Genomic DNA, 24,226 nt, shown 5'->3' with positions numbered 1-24,226 from the left:
CACGCCGCAGCAAAGTCAGAATCAACGCGGCGCATCCGGTATAGAGATGCACGCGATTTATCTACAAGTCGGGCGGCAGCACTGACATTTCCCGTTACCCGCAAGGAATCAAGAAAGGCTTGTCGCCATGCGCAATCATCATAGGTCACTTTCGAGATGAACCTGGCTACCTGTGTCAATGAGGGATAAAATTATTGTCAGTGTATAATAGGATTTATCCTATTTTGTGTCATTTGTCAAGCGTGATTTTATCATCGCAATATATCTCTGATTGAGTTGATCACATGCCGATGAGGGTTCATCCCTTGCCCTGCGTCACATTTAGTTGTGCCAATGCTTTTTTATAATCGCGGTTAAGGCTAGACCGGCTTTTACCAAATCGCCCTACCAGACTACGCCACGGGATATTATTGGCACGCGCCCAAACCAACTGGCGCGCGTCATGATCCAGATGCCATAGCAAAGCCAGCATAGAATCCATCGAATCGATTGCTTTTGCACTTGGCCTAACACGCGATGTAACCCTTGTTTTGCCATATAAAATTGCTGATTCGCGAATCATGTCTGGCCACGCACTCCTGATTCCATTCGGTATGACCAGCTGATCCCGTGGCAATGCCCGCAAGGTCATAGCCGCGGCCAGCATACGTTTTGCCAAAAGCGCTTCAGATGGTGTCAGTGCCAGACTTTTCTCCTGCCCTGTATTTGTTATGTTGCTGATGGGCGCCAATTTTCGTGAATGTATCATGTCATTTTCCTATCTAATTTAGGGTGGATAAGGGTCACAGGAAACAGTCTTGCAAATTACGTCAAACATGATAGGATATTTCCTATAAAATTAAAATAGGCTAAAAGGGTTATTCCTATGGATAGGGCTACATCCAAAACCGCACCAGCGGGCGACCGCGGCAAAAACACAGATATAGACATCAAGAATGACAGCGCTCGAAACGCGTTACGTACCGCTTTGATGAACCAGACGCCGCCAGTGACATTGAAACAAGCATCGCGTGCGATTGGCCGTAACGACGCTTATCTACATCAATATTTATATCGCGGCTCACCTCGACATTTGCCTGAATCCATCCGCTATCAGCTTGCCGACATGCTCACCGTTGATCAGGCGACACTCGCGCATCATCCGGATAATTTCCGTGCGCCCCAACATCATGCGCCCTTTGTTACCCAAACCATGTCGTCAGTACCATTTCTTGACATCCATGCCAGCGCAGGTGGCGGCATGCTTATCGATACGGCCACAGCGGTGCTGGCCTTTCCGCGTCCATGGCTTCGCAAAATCTCGCCTAGCAAGACTGAAGCTTTAAAACTTATCACGATTTCGGGCGATTCAATGGCGCCAGTTCTGGAACATGGCGATACGGTGATGCTAGACATTGATCAAACACGCCCCTCACCTCCGGGTATTTTCATTTTGCATGATGGGCTTGGTCTTGTTGCAAAGCGGATAGAGCTTGTTCCCAGCACCAATCCCCAGCTTCTGCGAATCTGCTCGGAAAATCCGGCCTATACAAATTACCAACGAACAATTGACGAGGTACAGATCATTGGTCGTGTGGTATGGTTCGCGCGCAACTTATAGACACCCGATCATTAAAGCCAACACAGGTATAAAACTTATGCGACGAGCAAAGCGAAATGATGGCCATCTTCCCCGCAACGCGCGCCCCCTTGAGGTTGAAATCATGCATATTGGTGGCCGCGGTGACGGTATTGGCACCGCCAGCTATACGCATAAATACGAAACCAAAGAATATACTGTTTTCGTGCCAGCCAGTTTGCCTGGTGAAATTGTGCGTGCCCAGCCGCTTAGCATAAATGCACAAGGTATCAAGGCGCGTATTTTAGAACTACAGCGCCAAAGTGATGACCGCCAGACACCAGGATGCAACAGCTTTCCTGCCTGCGGTGGCTGTAATTTTCAGCACTGGTCACGCCCTGCGATTGCCAGTTGGAAACAAGACCTTGTTGCTCATTTCATGTCACGCCATGACCTCAGCCCGGATGACATGCGCCCCATGCAAAGCTCGCCTCCTGCCAGCCGTCGCCGCGCCACCTTTCAGATTAAACGACTTCAGGATTCAGCCATTGTTGGCTTTCATGAACGCAACAGTCATCATATTGTTGCACCCGATGGCTGTGTGATTCTGGAACCTGCACTTGTTGATCTGCAATCAGCATTACATGATTTTGCCAGCCAGCATCTTGACGCTGGCACGGTGCTGACAGCGCATGCCAATCTGCTGGATAATGGTATATGTGTTTTGCTATCGGGACTTGCTAAATGGCCATCATCCCTTTTGGCCGCGCTGACTGACTGGGCTGGCACGCCTCGTTTTGCGGGCGCCCCCTTGGCGCGTTTGTCGGTTGGTGATGGACATACGCCGATGCTGTTATTTGCGCCAACACCTGCTGAAATTAGATTTGGCGACATATGTATTGATCCGCCTGCTGGTGCTTTTCTTCAGGCAACGCGGCATGGCGAAGCCAGCCTGCAAGCGGCTGTGGCCGAGATCACGACCGGCGCATCACGCGTGATCGATCTATTTGCTGGTTGCGGCACCTTGAGCGTGCCTCTGGTCAGCCACCTGACACATTTACTTGCTGTTGAACAGGATGGCGACAGTCTGGCTACCCTAAAAGCAGGTGCAAACAAAGCAAAGCTTGGCGCACGTGTCAAAACCATGCAACGCGACTTGATGAATGCACCAATTCAGCCGGTTGATCTTGATACATTCGATGCTGCCATCATTGATCCCCCGCGCAATGGTGCCGCCGCCCAATGTGCCGAGCTTGCCCTGTCACAAATTCCGGTTATTGCAATGGTGTCATGTAATCCAGCAACCTTTGCCAGAGACGCTGAAAAGCTTACCTATAGCGGCTATCGGCTTGACTGGATGCAGGTTATCGATCAATTTCTATTCAGCAATCACCTTGAAATTGTCGCGCGCTTCAGCAAAATCAAAACATGACATAATAAATGACATAGGCATAAAGTGAAAAAACGTTCGGTTACCATCAATGGGCATCGCACCAGCATTTCGCTGGAGGATCCGTTTTGGAACAGCCTGAATGATATTGCTACCCAAAGAGATCAATCGCTGGCCAGCCTTATCTCCGAAATTGACAAACATCGCGATGGCGGTTTGTCCTCGGCATTGCGATTATTTGTTTTTGCCGAACTTACACAAAATGGTAACGCGTAAAGGATATTCAGCCATGCGCCAGATAGCTAATCTCTTGCAAAGCGGATATAGACAGCAACGCCGACATTCTATAGGCATAATCTATACCCAATTATAAACATCAATGAGCACGCCATAACATTCTATATGTAAAAGGATAAATAGATGCATATCGCTATTCTGGAAACGGGTCGCACCAACAAAAAAATGCCTGCCCATTTTATTAATTATCCGGATATGTTTGGCACCCTTTTTGGTGATTATGCCACCGAACGCGGAATCCATTTTTCAATCGTTCCCGTCATTGAAGATGTGTTTCCGGGCGATGTGCATGATTATGATGGCTATCTTGTCACTGGTTCGGCATTTGGCGTTTATGATGACGCGCCCTTTATCCCGAAACTGATGGACTTCCTGCGGGACATTTACAAAGCGCGTATTCCGCTTGCTGGCGTCTGCTTTGGCCACCAGATCATTGCGCATGCACTTGGCGGACATGCCCAAAAATGGCCTGAAGGGTGGGGACTTGGCATTCGTCCGGTACAATTGCTTGCCCCCTGCCCTTGGATGGCAGACGGTGACGCCAAAGCCACGTCGAATGACAATATTGATTTGATTCATATCCACCAAGATCAGGTCACAAGCCTGCCTGAGAACGCTGTACTTGTTGGTACCTCTGATTTCTGCAAAAACGCTATGTTTGCGATCGACAATATTGTGTTTTCAATGCAGGGGCATCCTGAATTCACCAATGAATATGCCGCGGCATTGATCGATCTGAAGCGCGATGTGATTGATACTGAATGCATTGAAGACGCCCATGCAACACTGAAAAAAACGCATCAAGGTGAACAGATAGGGCGCTGGATCATGAATTTCTTTGCCCAGCATGCCAAAGCGGCCTGACCAGACCACGGCAAATCAAATCAGACTAAGCCAAACCAGCATAGTAACAGGACAACATCATGACGCTTGTGATTGGACTTGATACCGGCGGCACCTTCACTGACGCGGCTTTGCTTGATGCCAAAGCAGGTATTGTGCTGGCGACTGGCAAATCACTAACCACACGTGAAGACCTGTCAATCGGCCTTGGCGGTGCGATTTCAAAAATACTTGATGCCTATGATGGTGATCGACGCGATATTGGCCTTGTTTCGCTTTCGACAACATTGGCCACCAACGCCGTTGTCGAAGGTGTTGGCGGGCGTGTCTGCCTGATTATGATCGGGTTTGATGAGGCCGCACTTGAACGGGCTGACCTTGCCCGCGCACTTGGCCAAGACCCTGTCTATTTTATCAATGGGGGACATAGGGCGGATGGTGGCCAGCAAGCCCCGCTGGACAAGGACGCACTAACCACCGCCATTACCAGCATTGGCAATGATGTCTCCGCTTTTGCTGTTGCCAGTCATTTTGCCACCCGTAACCCGGGGCATGAAACCGAAGCAAGACGCCTGATCCGCGACCTGACAGGCCGTCCAGTTACCTGTAGCCATGAATTATCATCATCTCTTGGCGGGCCACGTCGGGCATTAACCGCCATTTTAAACGCGCGCCTAATTAATCTGCTTGAACAGTTAATCTCTGCGACCGAAACAATCATGACTTCACATGGGCTTGACTGTCCGCTTATGGTCGTCAAGGGGGACGGGTCACTTTTGCATTCAGATTTCGCACGCACGCGTCCGGTCGAAACAGTCTTATCCGGTCCCGCAGCCAGCCTCTCCGGCGCGGCATTTCTGGCAGGCACCAAAACGGCATTGATCGCTGATATTGGTGGCACCACAACGGATGTGGCCTTTTTGCAAAATGGCGCGCCACGCCTGAAACCTGACGGTGCCTTTGTTGGCGGCTGGCAGACCATGGTAGAAGCAGCTGAGATTCGCACCTGCGGCCTTGGTGGTGACAGCGAGGTGCTACCTATTTCACGTGGACGCAGCACAGGCATTACGCTTGGCCCACGCCGCGCTATTCCTTTGTCGATTCTGGCGCAAAGCTGGCCGGAAGTGAAAACGCATCTTCAAGCACAGCTTGACCTCATTGTTCCAATGCCAACCGACGCACGTTTTGTTATTCCGGTTATGCCAGATGGCATCCCCTCATGGCTGACACGATCCGAAGCGCGCCTTGCGCAAAAGGCGCTTGAAACTGGACCCTCGGCAGTTGCTGATCTGGCAGCGACACAACTGGCTCTTGGTGCTGTTGACCGTTTGGTCAGCCGCGGCTTGCTAGCGCTGGCATCCTTCACCCCGACCGACGCTGCTCATGTGACAGGTGCCTTTACTGATTTTGATGCCGAGGCCGCACGCCTAGGCGCGGCACTTATGGCACGCCAGAAAAATGGCTTTGGCGAACCAATTGCTGACAATAAAATGCATATTGCACGCATGACATTGGCCGAGCTTCACCGCAAATCGGCATTGGCGCTCACTGACGCTGCCTTTGCGCATGATGGTGCTGGTGAAAATATTGCCACCAGCAACGCCTTGCTGTCTGACATCTACACGCCACACCATGACAGACAGAATAGAGACGAAGACCAAGCCAGCTTTGCGGCTGACAATCAGCCCAAAAAACTTGTGTCGGTCTCAATGCAACTTGATACCAGCCTGATCGCGCTTGGCGCGTCTGCTGGCACGCATTACCCACATATTGCCCGTCTGATGAATCTTGATCTGACAGTGCCCAACCATGCTGATGTTGCTGGTGCTGTTGGGGCGGCGGCGGGATCGGTGCGCCAGCGTGTGATGATTTCGGTAACCCAGCCAAACGAAGGCAAATTCCGGGTGCATCTTCCTGACGGGCCTGTTGATCTGGGGCATATGGAAGACGCGCTGACAAAGGCACGTGATGCGGCGCATCAACTGGCATCCGACCGTGCCAAAAATGCTGGGGCATCACAGATCGATGTAACACTTACCGAAGATGTCAAACTGGTACCACTAAGCGCAGACAAGGATTTATTTATCGAAGCGCTGATCTATGCAACCGCCAAAGGCCGCGCCGCCTAAACTAAAAACTGACAATATCCGATCATGTCGGCAAACCGGTAAATAACAGGCTGGCACCCAGAACCAGCAATGTCACCCCCGCCAGACATTCCAGCCCATTACGAATACGCGCCTGTTTGACCCGTGTAACCAGATAGACTGCCAGCGCGGCATAGCCAGCCAGAATGGGCAATTCAACCAGCAATGATACCACGCACAAAGCGGCAAATTGCAAAAACACTGGCCCAGCTGGATCGACAAATTGCGGAATGATAGCCAGAAAAATTATGATGTTTTTGGGACTTGATGCCTGCACCAAAACAGCTGCCATAAAATCGCTTCTGAATGAGGTGGATGCGACCGGAACAACCGCAACAGCATCCATATCTTGCGACACTCTGCTTGCCCGCCAGACATCATAAAGCCCACGCCCACCAAGATAGGCAAGATAGGCCGCGCCACTAACCTTGATCGCCATAAACAGCCAAGGCGCAGCCACAATCGCCGCACCAACACCCAATGCCGATAACAGAAAAAACACGGCATTGACCGACATGATACCTGCCGTTACTGCCATACCAGCTCCAAAGCGACCGCCCAGCGATTTTGAAATCACCAGAAAAACCGCCGGACCTGGGGCAAGTGACAGAAAAAACTCAGTAATGGCAAATAGGGTTAGCGCATGTGCATAATCAAAAACCATACTAGCGAGCATAAATATCCGTTCCAAAAAAACAAGTATCCGTTCCCAACAAACAAGTATCTGACATTAACGTCTGGTTAACCTTCCCCTGCTAGACTTATGCTTGATACGGCCATTGCGCGAAATGAAAAGGACATGACGAACGCACCCTCAATTCTGGTTTTTTCTGGATCAACACGGCAAGGAAGCTTTACCAGACAGCTAGCACATGTTGCGGCCAACAGGATTGATATATGTGGTGGCAAAGCCAGCTTTATTGACATGGCTGATTACGAAGCCCCGCTTTATCATCAAGATACCGAAACCGACGATGGTTTTCCCGACACTGTTATCAACTTTCGTGCGCTTTTGCGTAATCATGATGGCATGATGATAGCGACACCCGAATATAACGGCTTCGTGCCGCCATTATTGGTCAATATGTTCAGTTGGGCATCGCGCCCCTATCAGGATGAATCAGCCAACGCCCTGTTTCATGGCATGCCTGTGGGTTTAATGGCCGCAAGCCCCGGCGGCCTTGGTGGTGTGCGTGTGATTCCACGCCTGCGCGATTATATGGCTGAACTTGGTACTGTTGCGGTGCCGGGGTTTGTAACCTTGCCACATGCCGCCAATGCTTTTGACGAAACCGGTATCTTGCAGAATGATGCAACATTGGAACGTCTTGATGCTCTGGCGCGTCGTCTCATATCCGCCTGTCAGCCTGACTAGACCTTTAGCCAGAATGACAAGCCCGATCACAGATTTTAAAACAAACGCTCTTGCATGGTTTTGCACATCGCATCAAATCGTTTTATATCGCTGTACCGTTTCTTTGTGCTTCTGATGGCTCCAACAGGCTTATATTCTCGCACTTCGTGATCTTTCCATTCGATCTCTAACCGCCCATTAAAGCGATTCAGGCTCAAAGACATATCTTTGACAATTTCGCGGGTTGGCGTCATCGGGCGGCCATCAACCAGCGCCTCGACCAAGCCGCCAGATTCGCTTCGCGCGTTCAACAGTAATTCATCATCACTGGCAACGATATTGACCGAACGCATAATGCCGTTTTCCATAGTTTCTTCAGGTTGCAAATCCAGCGACGGCAACCGCACATCACGTTCAAAGGGCTGTAATTTTATCCGGCTAAACACACCCCCGCTTCCATCAATCGATAGATAGAACGTCCCGGTAAATTCATCTTCAACAGGGATGCTTTTATTCAGCGCGGTAGCAATCGTAAAGGCTTCCTGCGCTATATTATTATTGCCATCATAATAGCCGGCGCCAATACTGGCACTGGCACTGGCATTGGCACTGGTGCCCTCGGTGCGCGAACGCGGGCCCGAAACCCCTGTAATGGTTTTAAAACTACCATCGCATACCAGAAATACCGTCGCCGCATGGGCATCAATGACTGGTAGCACCAGACCCGTTGCCATAATACTGGTCGCCAAACCAGCCATAAAACATGTTCGGTTTAATTTGTCCTTCACATAGCCCTGCGTCTGCACGATTGCCCGATTAAAACTCTGTTTCATCATCATCCCCTAGCGTCACCATTCTGTGTGGAACTGGGCATAATAATGATATTAAGAATTTGCACCTATATGCTAATTAAGTAAAAGCGCATGTTAAGTATCGACCTGCATCATCTAAAGACCATTGCCCTTATACGTGCAAATAAGGCATAGTCACTGCAAGCCGCATTAGGCGCTGGCGTATCACCCACGCCGCAACCGAAGCGACGCATCATTGTACTCATAACCTTAAAGAGAATTTACCGTGTCTGAAACATCTTTGCCGCATGCGTCTTCCGATTTACTGTCCTCATTTCCCCGTGTCAGCCTGTGTCACCAGCCAACCGCACTGGAATTTATGCCGCGCGTAACGGCAACGCTGGGCGGACCAAAACTATGGGTCAAGCGTGATGATTGCACGGGTCTAGCAACAGGCGGCAACAAGACACGCAAACTCGAATTTCTGATCGCCGCCGCTATCGAGGCAGGTGCTGACATAGTGGTAACGCAAGGTGCCGTCCAGTCAAATCATGTCCGCCAGACTGCCGCCGCAGCTTGTAAATTCGGGCTGGATTGCCATGCCTTGCTTGAACGGCGGGTGCCCGACCGGGCTGATTCATACGAACAGACAGGCAATGTGCTGTTTGACAATCTGTTTGGCGCCACTATCGAATATCGTCCAAGCGGGCTGGATATGAATGCTGAGGCCATTGCCGTAACCGAAAAATTATCTGCATCGGGGCGCAAGGCTTATTTCATTCCGGGGGGTGGTTCAAATGAAATTGGCGCGCTTGGCTATGTGTCATGTGCTGCAGAAATTCTACAACAATCAGCCGATCAAGGCCTTGATCTTGGCTGGATTGTCATGGCCACCGGCAGTGCCGGAACGCAGGCAGGCCTTGTTGCGGGTATTCATGCGCTTGGTGCAGATGTGCCGGTCATGGGCGTCAGTGTCCGCCAGCCACATGATATTCAGGTGAAAAACGTGCATGGGTTGGCGGTCAAAACCGCCGCCACTTTGACCGATGCGCCTTTGCCCGTGGAAAAAGTCATTGTCGATGATGGCTATGTCGGGGCGGGCTATGGCTTGCCAACCGAAGGCACGCTTGCCGCGATTCAGTTTTTCGCCCGTCAGGAAGGTCTGCTGTTCGATCCGGTCTATTCGGGCAAAGGTCTGGATGGTCTGATCAATATGGTCAAACAGGGCTTTTTTGATAACACAAAGGATGTCGTGTTCCTGCATACAGGTGGCGCAGCGGCCTTGTTCGCCTATGAAGCACAGCTGGCGGCGACGGAGTAATCCCCCGCCTACAGCCACATCTGATCGATCAACTGAAATGTGCCGGCTTTAGTGCCACTTAAGCGTGAATGCCGTCATCAACTCAAGGCAGTTAAAGACACCAAAATAACTAGGGAAATTAGTTAATCGTGGCTAAGGTGATTGCGATCTTATCAATCGTAAAGCCATAAGAGTGCGGATCCATGATTGAAACCATCGCAGGCTACTGGCCAGGTCTGATGACCATATATATTGCCAGCTTTCTGGGCTTTGTCAGCCCGGGGCCCAATTTTGTTGTCATCACGGCGCATGCGGTAAAGAACCGCCGCGCAGGCGTGGCCACAGCCCTAGGCGTTAGCTTTGGCACCGCTATCTGGGTGATGCTGACATCAACAGGCATGATGACCTTGCTTAACGCTTATGAGGAAACCACCTTGATGGTTGGCTTGGTTGGCGGTTCCTATCTATGCTGGCTAGGGGTGAAATCATTGCGCGCGGCGCTAAGCGGCACAAAATTTTCAGATGAATTCAACAAGCCATCCAGTTCGGAAACATCCTTTTTGCGCGCGATCCTGACAGGCCTGTTTATTCAGATGAGCAACCCGAAAGCCGCCTTATTCTGGATTGCATTGTCGTCATTGGCCATCAAGCCACACACCCCATCGATCGTCATTATTACCATGATCATTGGCTGTTTTGCGATCTCGCTATCGTGGCATATGGTGCTGGCGCTGGTATTTTCTACGGGTTCAATACGTCAGACCTATATCAGCTTCAAATCAGTAATTTCGGCCATTTTCGGTACGTTATTCATCGGCTTTGGCCTGAAAGTTATACATTCGGTGATAGCTGGGAAATAACGCCTTATGAAAAACAACTGGCGGCGATGGCATAGGGATCGCCTATAGCCACCTGCCTATAACCACATCAGGCCAATCGATAGAATAAGACAAACCCCCAGCACCCAATGGAATGTCTGCACATAGGCTGGGGGCAATGTCGCTACTTTTGATCCAAAAGCCGCCCATAACCACAATGACGCATAGCAAATCACAAAAAACAATATGGCAAATATCGTCAGTGTCATAATCACAGGCTCATGCCCTGCCACATAAATCGAATTTGCCGATAGTGACACGCTCCATGCTTTGGGATTGAGCAACTGGGTAAACGCGCCGTCAATAAATCCTGGTGGCGGTCTTTCATGATGGTCATGTGCGTAATTATTGCCACTGGTGATAATTCTATAAGCCAGATAAAACAGATAGGCTGTACCAATGATTTTGATGCTGTTGGTGATAACCGGATAGGTAGCGATCACAACACCAAGGCCAAGACCAAGACATACCAATAGGCTGGTAAAGGCAATCGTTGCCCCCAGCACATAGGGCTGGCTTTTGCGGATACCATATTGCGCCCCCGACATGGCAAGAACGATATTTACTGGCCCTGGCGTAATTGACGTGACCAACGCAAAAAACGCCATCGACGTAATATGTAAAAGCTGGTCATTCATCAAGAATGTGTTTCAATTTTCCAAACGCCTCTGGGGGCAGTTGCCTTACAAGAGATATTAGTTCGCATTATCACTCCCAACTTAAACCATTATGGTTAACAAAAAGTTAATCCATCATTTGTGCGCCTTCCCATGCAATCATCGCCTGTTTGCGTTTTGCTCCCCACATATAGCCGCCAATCGCGCCATTCTGCCGGATCACCCGATGACAGGGGATCAGAAACGCCACCGGATTATGCCCAATCGCATTTCCAACAGCGCGTGATGCCCCGGGCTGGCCGATCATACGGGCAACATCGCCATAGCTGGCCAATGCCCCCATCGGCACTTTCAACAAGGCTTCCCAGACCTTGATCTGAAACGGTGTGCCTTGCAGATGCAGTGTGATTTTGCCGTCTGGCTGTGCTCCGTCTGTGTCAAAAACAGATAATGCCGCTTGCTGGATACTGTCCCTGCACTGGTGAAACTGCGCTTGCGGAAATATACGGTACAGCGTTTCAAAACCTGAATCCTGATCGTCTTCAAACGCCATATGGCATATGCCGTTAGCGGTTGAGGCGACCATCACCGTGCTAAACGGGCTATCGGCAAAATTGTAATTGATGTCCAGCCCTGCTCCCTGTTGTTTGAACGCGCCTGGGGTCATGCCTTCGATCGTCATGAACAGATCATGCAAACGGCCAGCGCCGGAAAACCCTGCATCATAGGCTGCATCCAGCACGCTTGCCCCCGGCGCGCGCAAAATATTTTTGGCATAATCGAGGCTCAGGAACTGAATGAATTTTTTTGGACTGACACCTGCCCATTTTGAAAACAGACGCTGAAAATGAAACGGGCTAACATGGATTTCCGCCGCAATTTCCTCTAAAGACGGCTTGTCTTTATAATTATGGACGATGTACTCGATTGCACGTTCAACGCGCTTATAGTCAATCTGCGACTGGTTTATCATGGAAATCGTCATGCTGGCCTCCTTGCGCTATCTACCCGCCAGTGAGCTTATGCAGATATAATAGGCGGTCAAAACCACGCGCACGACCCGTTTCTTGCTATATTACCCTCATAGCCCACGATCACCTTTCAACCTTATGATTGGGTGATACATACATAGACGGCATGCTCGCAAACGCGGCATATGCCACATCGCATCACTAGCATCACGCCAGTCTAATCCGATTAAGATTGTTTCTGAATTTTAGATGCAAGGGTGGTGGGCCCGGCAGGACTCGAACCTGCAACAACACGGTTATGAGCCGTGGGTTCTAACCAATTGAACTACAGGCCCACTTACCCTTGCTAAAGCTGGCGCATACACAAACGCACAGCATCGCACCTTTGATCGGTGCTGTTCCGCCATTTGGGGCGGAATTTGTTAATTTCGATCTGCACATTGGCGAACCGATACTCCTAATTTTCCAGAAAGCTACGAAGCTTGCGCGACCGTGACGGGTGCTTGAGCTTGCGCAGGGCTTTGGCTTCAATCTGGCGGATACGCTCACGCGTCACGCTAAATTGCTGACCCACTTCTTCCAGCGTATGATCCGTATTCATGCCGATGCCAAAACGCATACGCAAAACCCGCTCTTCACGTGCGGTCAGGCTAGCCAGCACCCGCGTTGTGGTTTCGCGCAAATTGGCATGAATGGCCGCATCCAACGGCTGAACAGCATTTTTATCTTCAATAAAATCACCCAGATGACTATCTTCCTCGTCACCGATTGGCGTTTCAAGGCTGATTGGCTCCTTGGCAATTTTCAGAACCTTGCGCACCTTGTCGATTGGCATCGACAGCTTTTCAGCCAGCTCTTCGGGCGTTGGTTCACGGCCAATTTCATGCAGCATCTGGCGTGATGTCCGCACCAGCTTGTTGATCGTTTCGATCATATGCACCGGAATCCGGATCGTGCGCGCCTGATCGGCAATCGAGCGGGTGATCGCTTGGCGAATCCACCATGTGGCATAGGTCGAGAACTTATAGCCGCGGCGATATTCAAACTTATCAACCGCCTTCATCAGGCCAATATTGCCTTCTTGAATCAGATCAAGGAATTGCAAACCACGATTGGTGTATTTTTTGGCAATCGAAATCACCAGTCGCAGATTGGCTTCAACCATTTCCTTTTTCGCACGTGCCGCTTCACGCTGGCCACGCTGAATTGTCTGGATCACTTCACGAAATTCAGGAATCGCCAGCGATACATCATCGACAACAAGGCGGATTTTATCCTGCAATTCGGTGATTTCTTCAGCATGATTCTTTTCTAGCTTCTGCCATGCCTTGGTCGAAAAATCGGATCCCGGCCAACCTTCGATCACCTCGCGCCATGACCAGGCCTCAAGCACCTGCGCGCGCGGAATACCACTATCGATCGCAAGCCGCATCAGGCGGCCTTCAATGCCAGTCACATGACGGTTCAGCGTAAATAGCTGGTCAGACAGCGCCTCGATACGGCCGGTGTTGAAAATCACACCTTCCATCAATTCGCAAAGTCTGATTTTCAGTTCCAAATGCGCAACTTCGCTTTTTGGCACCAATGCCTCGCCTTTTGCCATGCGGGCAAGACGACGATCCTGGCTTTTGGTAAAGGCTTTAAAGACTGTTGCAATCTCATCAAACATGGCCATCACATCATCTCGAACGGCGTCTTCCATTGCCGCCAGCGACATGTTCAGATCTTCTGAATCTTCTTCATCATGACTATCACGCGTTGATGTATCGGTATCACTATCACCGCTTTCATCATCCTCGTCCTCGTCATCTTCTAGTTCTTCTTCCTCTTCGGCGTCTTCTTCTTCATCTTCCAGATCTTCGTCGCTGATTTCGGCATTCAACGCATTAATGACATTCTGGTCGGTTATGGGCCCACCATTCAGCTTTGTATGCGTACTTTCCAGATCGATAATGTCACGAAGTGGCACAACGCCATCGGCAATCTGATCCCGCCAATGCATCAAGGCCCGTATCGTCAGCGGAGATTCACAGATACCGCCAATCATCATTTCACGACCGGCTTCAATCCGCTTGGCAATCGCAATCTCGCCTTCACGTGACAGCAATTCGACACTGCCCATTTCACGCAGATACATGCGAACCGGATCATCAGTACCCGACACATCACTATCCGACAGATTACCAGCGACCTTGCCGCCTTCAGCCTGTTCTTCTTCGTTATTTTCGTCGGTTTCGGCACTATCAACAACCGATACACCCATCTCGCTTAGCGACGACATAACATCGTCAATCTGTTCGGATGTATATTCTTCGGCTGGCAAGGCGGCGTTAAGTTCGTCATGTGTGACGAACCCGCGCTCTTTCCCAAGCTTAATCAGCGTTTTGATAGTCTGCTGGGCAGCATCGGCACTGGATGACTGTCCTGAATCAGCTGTATTGGTTTCCGGCTCGACTTGTTTTTTTGCTTTGACTGCCATGCCTGTCACTCACATTCCTTTGTTGCCCCTGAAGCTAAACAAGCGATCAGAGTAGCCCAAATAGGGTGCTTATTTCCACCTAGCGACCAAACCATGACATGTCATCATCATCGAAAGGTCTGTCATATTCATGTACCGGCATATCCGGCAATTTTCATATATCCACAAACTGCGATCCTTTGGATCCAGCATAGTGCGTCTGATTATGGTTAATTACGTTGTTGGGTCACCTTTGAAAACACACCCGATTTTCCCTTTATAAGGGCCACCAATTCTCCAAGATGTGCCTCAGCTGCTTCACTATCCAGCGTGGCGGGGTCGAACGGTAATCTGGCCCTCATATCATCCCCTGTCAAATCGGCTAGTTCATCCGTGAAATTCAATCCCTTTAAATGATAGTTTAAAGCCTCGGCGTCAAGGTCTGGATCGCTTATTAACGCATCAATGGCTGCTTTTTTTACCATCTCAAGCCGTTCATCACCCGAATCGATCATTGATAGCGTTTCAAATGCACCCGAAATAAGCACCGGATGCGCCAGAAGCAACGCTAATAATGCTTTATGTCGGTTAATCATGCCGGTTGATGGCCGCCGCACTGTTCGCGTTGCCATTGGCATTGTTCCGCCCCGCATTTGCGCGCGCATGGCGGCGATTCGGTTCTCGATCTCGTCACTAAAGGCACTGCGCACTTGATTATTGCCGATATTGCGTATCTGCGACCTTATCGCCTGCCAAAATTGAGCGCGCTGTTCGGGCTGGCGCATATCATGGTCTGCCATGATACCGTCCCACATCGTATCAACCAACGATCTGGCCGTAGCGACAATATTTTTGAACCCCTCATGTCCAACCTCACGCAACACATCATCAGGGTCTTTACCTGCAGGCAAAGTCGCAAAACGTGCTGTTTTGCCTGGTTCCAGAAGTGGAAGAAATCTTTCAAGAGCACGCATTTGCGCCTTTTGTCCGGCAACATCACCGTCAAAACACAATACAGGCTCGTTATGTAACTTCCAAACCAGCACAATCTGCTCTGGTGTCAATGCCGTACCCAGCGGGGCGACCGCCGCCGCCACACCACTTTTATGGATAGCGATCACATCCATATAGCCCTCGGCAATCACCAATGGTAATTGCCGGCGCAACCCTTCGCGGGCTTGCACCCACCCATAAAGCACCGCTTTTTTTGAAAAAGTTGGGCCTTCACCCGAATTGAGATATTTTGGTTGTGCATCACCAAGCGCCCGCGCCCCAAACGCAATCACTTTGCCTTGCCGGTTTTCAATTGGAAACATCACGCGGTCACGGAAATAATCATATACGGACCCATCACGATCCGATTTCCGTAACACGCCAGCCGCCAGCATATCGGCGTCGCTAAAGCCTTTTGCCGACAAGGCAGCACGCAAGCCACCACGCGGCGCATATCCAAGTCGGTAGGTTTTTAGAATATTTGTATCCAGATTACGATTCAGCAGATAACGTGCGGCGTCCTTGCCATCTTCACGGTCAAGCGCCGCGCAAAAGAATGAGGCCGTTATCTCCAGAATATCAAGCGCGGCTTTACGCTGTTGAGTGACTTTGGGGTCTTGCGGTGCCCCAAGTGGCATAGCCATGCCAGCCATATCGGCAAGCCGTTCAACCGCTTCCATAAATTCCAGACCATCCATTTCGCGCAGAAATGAAATGGCATCACCATGCACACCACATCCGAAACAATGGTAAAAGCCATCATCATCGACAACTGAAAAAGAAGGCGTTTTTTCCGAATGAAACGGACACAGGCCAGAAAAGCGGCGGCCTTTGCGAACCAGCTTAACGCGTTTGCCAATTATATCTGACAAGGGGACGCGCTGACGCAAATCTTCAATAAATTCTGGAGGCACTGCCATGACGCCATTTTCTCCGCTTGGCTTCTCGGCTTTAGCTTAGCTAACAGTCGACAAACGCGCAAACTGTCAGCCTATTTGCCAGCTTCGCCCTCATTGCCTATGGCCACGCATGGCCTTTCATTCACATGATGTCCGTCTGGATAGCGACTATTTATTCATCAGAATGGATTTGACCATCTGGCTGACAGCTGAAAAATCCATCTGACCAGCATAGTTATTTTTCAACGATGCCATCACCTGCCCCATATCCTTGACCGATGATGCGCCTAATTCTGCAATCGTTGCCTTGATAGCGGCATTCATGGCCGCTTCATCAAGTTGGGCTGGCAGAAATGACTGAATGATTGCAATTTCGGCTTCCTCGGCTTCTGCAAGCTCCAACCGGTCGCCGTCACGATACATTTTCGCCGACTCATTGCGCTGTTTTATCATCGTCTGCAACATCGAAAGAATGTCATCATCGCTGATTCCATCCTGATTGCCATTGCCACGCGCCGCGATATCCCGGTCTTTTAACGCCGCCATTATCAAGCGCATTGTTCCAAGCGCAACTTGATCCTTGGCCTTAAGCGCTTGTTTCATAGCATCGGTGATTTCGTCGCGCATCTTACTTCCTGATAAACCAGTTACATAACTTCAAGGCTTTTACGCAGTAACGTTTCAAAGTGCAACCCTACAACATTTTACAAGATTAAGCCGCTTTAATCCATTTTACTCTATCCGTAACGATAATATTCTTCCAATTACCCTACTTCATACTCTTGACCAATCAAGGCCTGTCTTGTATCACTCCACTCGCTTGGGGCGCCAACAGCGTCTCTTGGCACCCACATAATAGCAGGAACCGTGATAATATGGGGCAGACACCAAAATCTGACCACGATTTTGCCGCGCTCAGCGCATGTTGGGACAATCCGACAGCCGTTTTAGTTCTTGAAGATGGAACCGTTTTCCCCGGAATCGGCTTTGGTGCCTCCACCACAAATGTTGGCGAAGTTTGCTTTAACACATCGATGACAGGCTATCAGGAAATCATGACTGATCCGTCTTATGCGGGTCAGCTTATTACCTTTACCTTTCCACATATTGGCAATGTCGGCACTAATGGCCATGACGTTGAAACCAAAACGCCTGCCGCACTTGGCATGATTGTGCGCCAACCAGTGACCAATCCGGCTAGCTGGCGCGCTGATCAGGGACTAGACGCATGGCTTGTCGTGCATAATTTACCTGGCATCAGCGGCATTGATACGCGCGCCTTGACGCGGCATATCCGCGATAATGGTGCACCTCGCGGCGTTTTATGTCATCAGCCTGATGGCCATATTGATACCGAATCGCTTGTCCAAATGGCCAAAGACTGGCCTGGCCTAAACGGCATGGATCTGGCTATCGAAGTAAGCCAGAAAACCACCGACAAATGGTCTGATGGCAGCTGGGATTACAGCAAGGTTGCGCATCGGCAAACGTCGGCTAAACATAAAGTTGTCGCTGTCGATTATGGCTGTAAGCAAAATATCCTGCGTTGTCTGACCGATGCTGGTTGTGATGTCACTGTTGTCCCTGCCAACACCTCGGCTACTGACATAATGGCGATGAAGCCTGACGGTGTATTCCTCTCCAACGGTCCTGGTGATCCTGCGGCCACATCCAGCTATGCGGCGGCAGAAATTGCCACCCTTATTGATGCGAATATGCCTATCTTCGGCATTTGTATTGGGCATCAGCTCATGGCGCGTGCGCTGGGCGCAAAGACCTATAAAATGGAACGCGGCCACCGCGGTGCCAACCATCCGGTAAAAGACCTTGCGACTGGCAAGATTGAAATCACCAGCCAGAATCATGGCTTTGTCGTTGACCCTGACAGCCTGCCTGATGATGTCGAAATCTCGCATATATCGCTATTCGATCACTCGGTCGAAGGGCTTCGCCACAAAAGTAAACCTGCCTTTTGTGTTCAATACCATCCCGAATCATCACCTGGCCCGCATGATTCGCGATATCTTTTCGAACGCTTCACTGCGTTGATGAATCAGGGGAGATCCTAGATGCCGCGCCGTAATGATATTTCTTCCATTCTCATCATCGGCGCTGGTCCCATCATCATTGGGCAAGCCTGTGAATTTGACTATTCGGGTGCGCAAGCTTGTAAAGCGCTGAAATCAGATGGATACCGGATCATTCTAGTAAATTCCAATCCCGCCACGATCATGACTGATCCGGAGATGGCCGACGCCACCTATATAGAGCCGATTACGCCGGAAACGGTCGCCAAAATCATTGAAAAAGAGCGCCCTGACGCGCTGTTGCCAACCATGGGTGGACAGACCGCGTTGAACACGGCCTTGTCGCTTTACCATGATGGCACATTGGACAAATTCGATGTTGAAATGATTGGTGCCCGTACTAAATCAATCGAAATGGCTGAAGACCGTGAATTATTCCGTCTGGCGATGCAACGTATTGGGCTGGAATGCGCCCGCGCACGCACGATCAGTAATTTTGAAGATGCGCTTGACGCGCTTGAATTTGTTGACTTGCCAGCGATTATTCGCCCGTCCTTTACCTTGGGGGGTGAAGGTGGCGGCATTGCCTATAACAAAGCCGAATTTGAAAATATCGTCCGTAATGGTTTGCGGCTTTCGCCTGTTTCCGAAGTATTGATCGAAGAATCATTGCTTGGCTGGAAAGAATTTGAGATGGAGGTTGTCCGCGACACCGCCGATAACTGTATCATCATCTGTTCGATCGAAAATATTGACCCGATGGGCGTGCATACTGGTGACTCGATCACCGTTGCACCAGCATTGACCCTCACAGACAAGGAATATCAAAAGCTGCGCGATGCATCCTTGGCAGTTTTACGCGAAATTGGCGTTGATACAGGTGGCTCGAACGTCCAGTTCGCTGTCTGTCCGGATACAGGCCGCGTTATTGTGATCGAGATGAATCCCCGCGTCAGCCGGTCATCGGCATTGGCATCAAAAGCAACTGGGTTTCCGATTGCCAAGGTCGCTGCCAGACTGGCGGTTGGCTATACGCTGGATGAACTTGCCAACGACATTACTGGCGTCACACCTGCCAGCTTTGAACCAACTATTGATTATGTCGTCACCAAGATACCGCGTTTCACGTTCGAAAAATTTTCAGGTGCCGAGGCTGTATTATCAACCTCGATGAAGTCGGTTGGCGAAGCGATGGCGGTTGGCCGATCTTTCGAAGAAAGTCTGCAAAAAGCATTACGGTCAATGGAAACAGGGCTGAACGGCCTTGATGAAGTGCCTTTGCCACAATCCGACAGCACGCTTGCTGATGATGCTATGCGGGGCTGGCTTGATGAGCTTGTTCCCTTCCGCATTTTGCGGATCGCACAGGCATTGCGCACGGGCATGACGCCAACAGAAGTGGCCGCCGCCACTGGCTGGGACATCTGGTTCCTTGAACGTATTCAGGCTATTCTTGACGCCGAGACCATGGTCAAGGATCAGGGCATTCCCGATGATGCCTATCCTTTCGTATGGCTGAAATCACTTGGCTTCAGCGACCGCCGCCTTGGCCAGCTTGCCAATCTGCCAGCCAATGATGTAACCGCCAAACGTCTGGCACATAATATCGTGCCTTCCTTCAAGCGGATTGATACCTGCGCTGCCGAATTTGCGTCTGACACTGCCTATATGTATTCAAGCTATGAGCTTGCCAGTGCCTTTGCCAATGGCCTTGGCGGTGCCGAATGTGAAGCTGACCCCTCGGATAGGAAAAAAGTCGTCATTCTGGGCGGCGGGCCAAACCGTATTGGTCAGGGTATCGAGTTTGATTATTGCTGTGTTCATGCCTGTTACGCTTTGTCCGAAGCTGGTTTTGAAACCATCATGATCAACTGCAACCCCGAGACCGTATCCACCGACTATGACACATCGGATCGCCTGTATTTTGAGCCTTTGACCGACGAAGATGTGATTTCGGTTATCAAACGCGAATCCGAAAATGGGACATTATGCGGCGTTATCGTTCAGCTTGGTGGACAAACACCACTCAAAATCGCGGCCGCACTTGAAGAGGCTGGCATTCCCATTCTGGGCACCAGCCCGGATGCCATCGATCTTGCCGAAGACCGCGAACGCTTCCAGCAGCTTTTACAGAAACTTGATCTTTTACAGCCGGAAAATGGGATCGCCCATTCGGCTGATGAAGCGCGGACAATCGTCGAACGTATTGGTCTGCCTGTCGTGATCCGCCCGTCCTATGTGCTTGGTGGGCGGGCAATGGAGGTCGTACATCACCTTGATGATCTGGAACGCTATATGCGCGACGCTGTCATCGTCTCTGGTGATAATCCCGTGCTGATTGACCGCTTCCTTGACCATGCTGTCGAAGTTGATGTTGATGCTTTATGCGATGGCACCGATGTCTATATCGCGGGCATTATGGAACATATCGAAGAAGCAGGCATTCATTCGGGTGACTCGGCTTGTTCACTACCACCACAGAATCTGTCGGATGATATTCTGGCTGAATTGCGCCGCCAGACTACCGCGCTTGCGCATGCGCTTGGCGTTGTCGGCCTGATGAATATCCAGTTTGCGATCAAGGGTACAGATATCTATCTGCTAGAGGTCAATCCAAGGGGCAGTCGTACGGTTCCCTTTGTGGCCAAAACCACTGGCGTTCCGATTGCCAAGATTGCATCCCGCGTGATGGCTGGTGAAAAGCTGGCCAGCTTTAACCTAAAGGACGTGATACTTGACCATGTCGCCGTAAAGGAAGCGGTATTCCCGTTTGCGCGTTTCCCGGGCGTTGACATCTTCCTTGGGCCTGAAATGAAATCGACAGGCGAAGTGATGGGCGTCGATACCGATTTTGGCCGCGCCTTTGCCAAAAGCCAGCTTGGTGCAGGCACCGACCTGCCGCTTAGCGGAACAGTCTTTATTTCGGTAAAGGATGAAGACAAAGCTGAATTTGTTGAAATCTGCCGTGATCTTGTTGCTGATGGTTTTGCAATCGTGGCAACGGGCGGCACCACTGATGCCCTGATCAAAGCGGGTGTGCCAGCAACGCGCATCAACAAAGTCATGGAAGGGCGACCACATGCGGTTGACGCCATGCTATCAGGCGATATTCAACTGGTATTCAATACGGCAAAAGGCGCTGGCGCGATCAAGGATTCATTCTCGCTTCGTCAAACCGCATTGACCAACAAGATACCCTATTACACAACCGTGTCGGGAAGTCGGGCGGCTGGACAGGCGATCCGCGCGCTACGTCAGGGCAATCTGGGTGTAAAATCGCTACAGGAACATCTGGCGGCAATCTCTGCTTAATTGTATGACTTAACTGCATGACCTAATGGCATCAGGCGTGATTCAAAATCTGCAACTGCCCCCCATGTCTTTTTTATTATTCATGTCTTTTTATAATCTATGTCTTTTCTATGATATTCGCTGTATCTATCATCTTGCCTGTTTGTATGACCTTGGGCTAGGCTAAGCCAAGGCATAACTTGTACATGCAACCCCTTAGACTATTTTGCCCTTTATTATATTTAAACCAGTCACCTGTTTACAGGCATGACGACTAAAACCGAAGATGACGGAAGAACAGATGGAAAAGATACCATTTACGGCACAAGGCCTAGAAGCCATTAAAGAAGAACTGGCGCATCTCAAAGGCACCGAAAGACAGGCCGTGATTAATGCAATTTCTGTCGCGCGTGAACATGGCGATTTATCGGAAAATGCCGAATATCATGCCGCGCGTGAACGCCAGTCCTTTATCGAAGGACGTATTTCCGAACTTGAAGCTGTCACCAGCCGCTCTGAAGTCATAGACGCCTCCCAGTTAACTGGCGATAAAGTCACCTTTGGCACGTCAGTTGGCGTTGCCGATGAAGAAACCGACGAAGAATCGATTTTTCACATTGTCGGCCCCTATGAGGCTGATATTTCCAAAGGGCTGGTATCGACCTCATCACCGATTGCACGCGGCCTGATTGGCAAGGGCATTGGTGACTCGGCCGAAATCCACACCCCGGGCGGCATCAAAAGCTATGAAATCATCTCGATCGAATTGTTTGACATGACCAAGGTTTAATAGCGGCTCTGTTCCAAACCCCCCACCATAACCTATTCACCCATTAACGAAAATTTAATCAGTATGTGTTTACTATCCTCTCTTTGCATAAGGAAGCAAGCATAAGGGGGATAAAATGGCACGTGAAAATGATCTGGAATGGATGCCACAGGTTTTAGAAGCGGCAGAACTATGGCGCGAAAAATGTTTCTATGGCGATGGCGCGCTTTTCTCGGATGACCAGAACGAAAAGCTATGGACGCTGGAAAATATCCAAGAGCTATATGATTGTTTAAAGAAACTTCAAAAACAAAAAGGCGATTATTGGAGCAAACTTGCTATTCAAATGAAGGACGAGGCACCCAAAATCATTCGGTTACAAGCTGAAGTAAAGTGGATGCTTCGTCTCTTTCCTATAGGCAAGTCAATGGAGTCAAATCGACACACTAAAATTCTAGTTTCAACAAAGCGGTCAAATATCAAAAACATCATGTCATGGGGTGGCATGAGTCTGCCAAATACACCTCTACTGTCAGAACAAGTTTTATTAGGCGTTGGAAAACCGGGTACATCTTACCTTAAGAACCTACCATACATGCAGTTGTTTTTTCTCAACCTAGTTTGTGATTGGAAGACTTTACCAGACCAAGAACAACAAAAATTTAAACAAAATGGCGAAAACACGGCATGGCAGTTTGCAGAATATTGTGACCAATTTTTGAAAAGCGACCTTTACAAACCTAGTGAAGCACTCCCGTTCAGACACGCCCTGTTATTTTTTCTGTATCCTGATTATTTTGAACGGATGGTCAGTGAAGGTCATAAAGATGAATGTCCTAACCATTTCAAAATTTTGCTCTCTGACACTACAACTAGGCATCCCTCTACGCCTTTAGAAACCGACAAAGCGCTTTATGAAATCAGGCAAAAATTGGAATTGATATATCCCAACGATATTGTTGATTTTTATCTTGAACCGATACAGAAAGATGGCCATTGGATTGATGCCAATGATGCCTTTGAAGAATACAAAAAAGCCGGACAAGCCCCCATTTCACCTAATACAAACAGGCAATCAGCACATCATCAACCAGCGCCCGCAACGACGGGGGATACTTCATCAGATGTGAAATCTGATATAGACGCCCTAAGGCCAGAAGAATTAAAAGAAAAAGGTCACACCAAACAAACCGAGGGCGAAAGGAAGCTAGTCAAGCATTATGTTCGCGAACGTGCGCCAAAATTACGTAAAGCTAAGTTAGGGGCCATGATCAAAAAATATGACCATCTGAAATGCGAATGTTGCGATACCATTGGTGATACATATAAGCCGGAAGTCCGCAGAAGTGTGTTTGAAGTTCATCACAAAAAGCCTCTTTCCGAAGGAATGACAATCAATGGTTTGGATGACCTCGCCTTGCTATGCGCAAATTGCCATCGGGCGATTCATGCAACTAACCCGCTTCTAAGCGTTGAGGAATTCAAGAACAGCATAACCTAGCGTCGTTCAATGTCTATGCTCCGTCGTTCAATGTCTATGCTCTTAATATATCCGCTTCATATAGGCATATAGATCAGCTGATTTTATGCGTCGATGCGTGCCAACCTTGTGAAACGCAATCGCGCCTTGTTCAAGCAATTTC

The 24,226-nt window shown here is 49.7% G+C and carries 21 protein-coding genes and 1 tRNA gene; 12 read left to right on the top strand and 10 right to left on the bottom strand.

From position 1 onward, the window contains the following. Positions 1-298: 298 nt before the first annotated feature. On the bottom strand, positions 299-748 hold the full coding sequence (locus ABNT28_RS03715) for a DUF6362 family protein (RefSeq protein ID WP_332925241.1): 450 nt from the start codon (positions 746-748) through the stop codon (positions 299-301). 117 nt (positions 749-865) lie between these two features. Between ABNT28_RS03715 and ABNT28_RS03710 the strand changes: the two genes are divergently transcribed. The 5 genes from ABNT28_RS03710 (at position 866) to ABNT28_RS03690 (ending at position 6,217) form a co-directional block, all read left to right on the top strand. Then, positions 866-1,600 (top strand): S24 family peptidase, encoded by a 735-nt coding sequence (locus ABNT28_RS03710; protein WP_348721030.1) that lies wholly within the window; start codon positions 866-868, stop codon positions 1,598-1,600. Positions 1,601-1,637: 37 nt separating this feature from the next. Further along, complete coding sequence (locus ABNT28_RS03705) at positions 1,638-2,990, top strand: RsmD family RNA methyltransferase (protein ID WP_348721029.1); 1,353 nt, start codon at positions 1,638-1,640, stop codon at positions 2,988-2,990. Between the two features lie 24 nt (positions 2,991-3,014). Further along, complete coding sequence (locus tag ABNT28_RS03700; RefSeq protein ID WP_332925238.1) at positions 3,015-3,224, top strand: ribbon-helix-helix domain-containing protein; 210 nt, start codon at positions 3,015-3,017, stop codon at positions 3,222-3,224. 144 nt (positions 3,225-3,368) lie between these two features. Then, positions 3,369-4,109, top strand: coding sequence for a hypothetical protein (locus tag ABNT28_RS03695; protein ID WP_332925237.1), 741 nt, complete (start codon positions 3,369-3,371; stop codon positions 4,107-4,109). A 59-nt stretch (positions 4,110-4,168) separates the two neighbouring features. Then, complete coding sequence (locus ABNT28_RS03690) at positions 4,169-6,217, top strand: hydantoinase/oxoprolinase family protein (protein ID WP_332925236.1); 2,049 nt, start codon at positions 4,169-4,171, stop codon at positions 6,215-6,217. A 22-nt stretch (positions 6,218-6,239) separates the two neighbouring features. On the opposite strand, the gene ABNT28_RS03685 is transcribed toward ABNT28_RS03690, so the two are convergent. Next, entirely contained in the window at positions 6,240-6,911 is a 672-nt protein-coding gene (locus ABNT28_RS03685; protein WP_332925235.1) for a LysE family translocator, read from the bottom strand. A 123-nt stretch (positions 6,912-7,034) separates the two neighbouring features. On the opposite strand from ABNT28_RS03685, the gene ABNT28_RS03680 reads away from it, so the two are divergent. Continuing rightward, positions 7,035-7,610: an NAD(P)H-dependent oxidoreductase gene (locus tag ABNT28_RS03680; protein ID WP_332925234.1), complete on the top strand. Its 576-nt coding sequence runs from the start codon at positions 7,035-7,037 to the stop codon at positions 7,608-7,610. Positions 7,611-7,645: 35 nt separating this feature from the next. Here the strand turns inward: ABNT28_RS03680 and ABNT28_RS03675 are convergent, their stop codons facing one another. Next, a complete protein-coding gene (locus ABNT28_RS03675; protein WP_348721028.1) occupies positions 7,646-8,422 on the bottom strand; it encodes a hypothetical protein in 777 nt (258 codons plus the stop codon). Between the two features lie 244 nt (positions 8,423-8,666). Here ABNT28_RS03675 and ABNT28_RS03670 point away from each other — a divergent pair, with 244 nt between their 5' ends. Next, positions 8,667-9,701, top strand: a complete 1,035-nt coding sequence (locus ABNT28_RS03670) for a D-cysteine desulfhydrase (RefSeq protein ID WP_332925232.1) — start codon at positions 8,667-8,669, stop codon at positions 9,699-9,701. Positions 9,702-9,883: 182 nt separating this feature from the next. Next, a complete protein-coding gene (locus ABNT28_RS03665) occupies positions 9,884-10,540 on the top strand; it encodes a LysE family transporter (RefSeq protein ID WP_348721027.1) in 657 nt (218 codons plus the stop codon). A 56-nt stretch (positions 10,541-10,596) separates the two neighbouring features. Here ABNT28_RS03665 and ABNT28_RS03660 read toward each other — a convergent pair whose 3' ends face one another. The 6 genes from ABNT28_RS03660 to ABNT28_RS03635 all read right to left on the bottom strand — a co-directional run bounded on the left by ABNT28_RS03660 (position 10,597) and on the right by ABNT28_RS03635 (position 17,123). Continuing rightward, on the bottom strand, positions 10,597-11,196 hold the full coding sequence (locus tag ABNT28_RS03660) for a LysE family translocator (protein ID WP_348721026.1): 600 nt from the start codon (positions 11,194-11,196) through the stop codon (positions 10,597-10,599). Between the two features lie 106 nt (positions 11,197-11,302). Further along, positions 11,303-12,148, bottom strand: coding sequence for a methylated-DNA--[protein]-cysteine S-methyltransferase (locus ABNT28_RS03655; RefSeq protein ID WP_348721032.1), 846 nt, complete (start codon positions 12,146-12,148; stop codon positions 11,303-11,305). A gap of 256 nt (positions 12,149-12,404) precedes the next feature. Beyond that, positions 12,405-12,481 (bottom strand) — tRNA-Ile (locus ABNT28_RS03650). A gap of 122 nt (positions 12,482-12,603) precedes the next feature. Then, positions 12,604-14,625: an RNA polymerase sigma factor RpoD gene (gene rpoD / locus ABNT28_RS03645; RefSeq protein ID WP_332924602.1), complete on the bottom strand. Its 2,022-nt coding sequence runs from the start codon at positions 14,623-14,625 to the stop codon at positions 12,604-12,606. 209 nt (positions 14,626-14,834) lie between these two features. Next, the gene (dnaG, locus tag ABNT28_RS03640; RefSeq protein WP_332924601.1) at positions 14,835-16,517 is read right to left on the bottom strand and encodes a DNA primase; all 1,683 of its coding nucleotides are present in this window, start codon (positions 16,515-16,517) and stop codon (positions 14,835-14,837) included. A 147-nt stretch (positions 16,518-16,664) separates the two neighbouring features. Beyond that, entirely contained in the window at positions 16,665-17,123 is a 459-nt protein-coding gene (locus tag ABNT28_RS03635) for a GatB/YqeY domain-containing protein (protein ID WP_332924600.1), read from the bottom strand. Between the two features lie 248 nt (positions 17,124-17,371). Between ABNT28_RS03635 and carA the strand changes: the two genes are divergently transcribed. The 4 genes from carA to ABNT28_RS03615 all read left to right on the top strand — a co-directional run bounded on the left by carA (position 17,372) and on the right by ABNT28_RS03615 (position 24,084). Next, entirely contained in the window at positions 17,372-18,565 is a 1,194-nt protein-coding gene (carA, locus tag ABNT28_RS03630; RefSeq protein ID WP_348721025.1) for a glutamine-hydrolyzing carbamoyl-phosphate synthase small subunit, read from the top strand. Then, a complete protein-coding gene (carB, locus tag ABNT28_RS03625) occupies positions 18,566-21,835 on the top strand; it encodes a carbamoyl-phosphate synthase large subunit (protein ID WP_348721024.1) in 3,270 nt (1,089 codons plus the stop codon). Positions 21,836-22,115: 280 nt separating this feature from the next. Then, positions 22,116-22,604, top strand: a complete 489-nt coding sequence (gene greA, locus ABNT28_RS03620; protein WP_348721023.1) for a transcription elongation factor GreA — start codon at positions 22,116-22,118, stop codon at positions 22,602-22,604. A 115-nt stretch (positions 22,605-22,719) separates the two neighbouring features. After that, positions 22,720-24,084, top strand: a complete 1,365-nt coding sequence (locus ABNT28_RS03615; protein WP_348721022.1) for an HNH endonuclease — start codon at positions 22,720-22,722, stop codon at positions 24,082-24,084. Between the two features lie 42 nt (positions 24,085-24,126). Here the strand turns inward: ABNT28_RS03615 and ABNT28_RS03610 are convergent, their stop codons facing one another. Continuing rightward, positions 24,127-24,222 carry an excisionase family DNA-binding protein gene (locus ABNT28_RS03610; protein ID WP_348721031.1) on the bottom strand — a complete coding sequence of 32 codons (96 nt, stop codon included), beginning with the start codon at positions 24,220-24,222 and terminating at the stop codon, positions 24,127-24,129. Positions 24,223-24,226: the final 4 nt, after the last annotated feature.

Origin of the sequence: uncultured Candidatus Puniceispirillum sp. (assembly GCF_963979125.1) — a bacterium.
Classification (GTDB): domain Bacteria; phylum Pseudomonadota; class Alphaproteobacteria; order Puniceispirillales; family Puniceispirillaceae; genus Puniceispirillum.
Note: the sequence above shows the minus strand (reverse complement) of the source record. Positions and strands in the feature narration are given on the sequence as shown.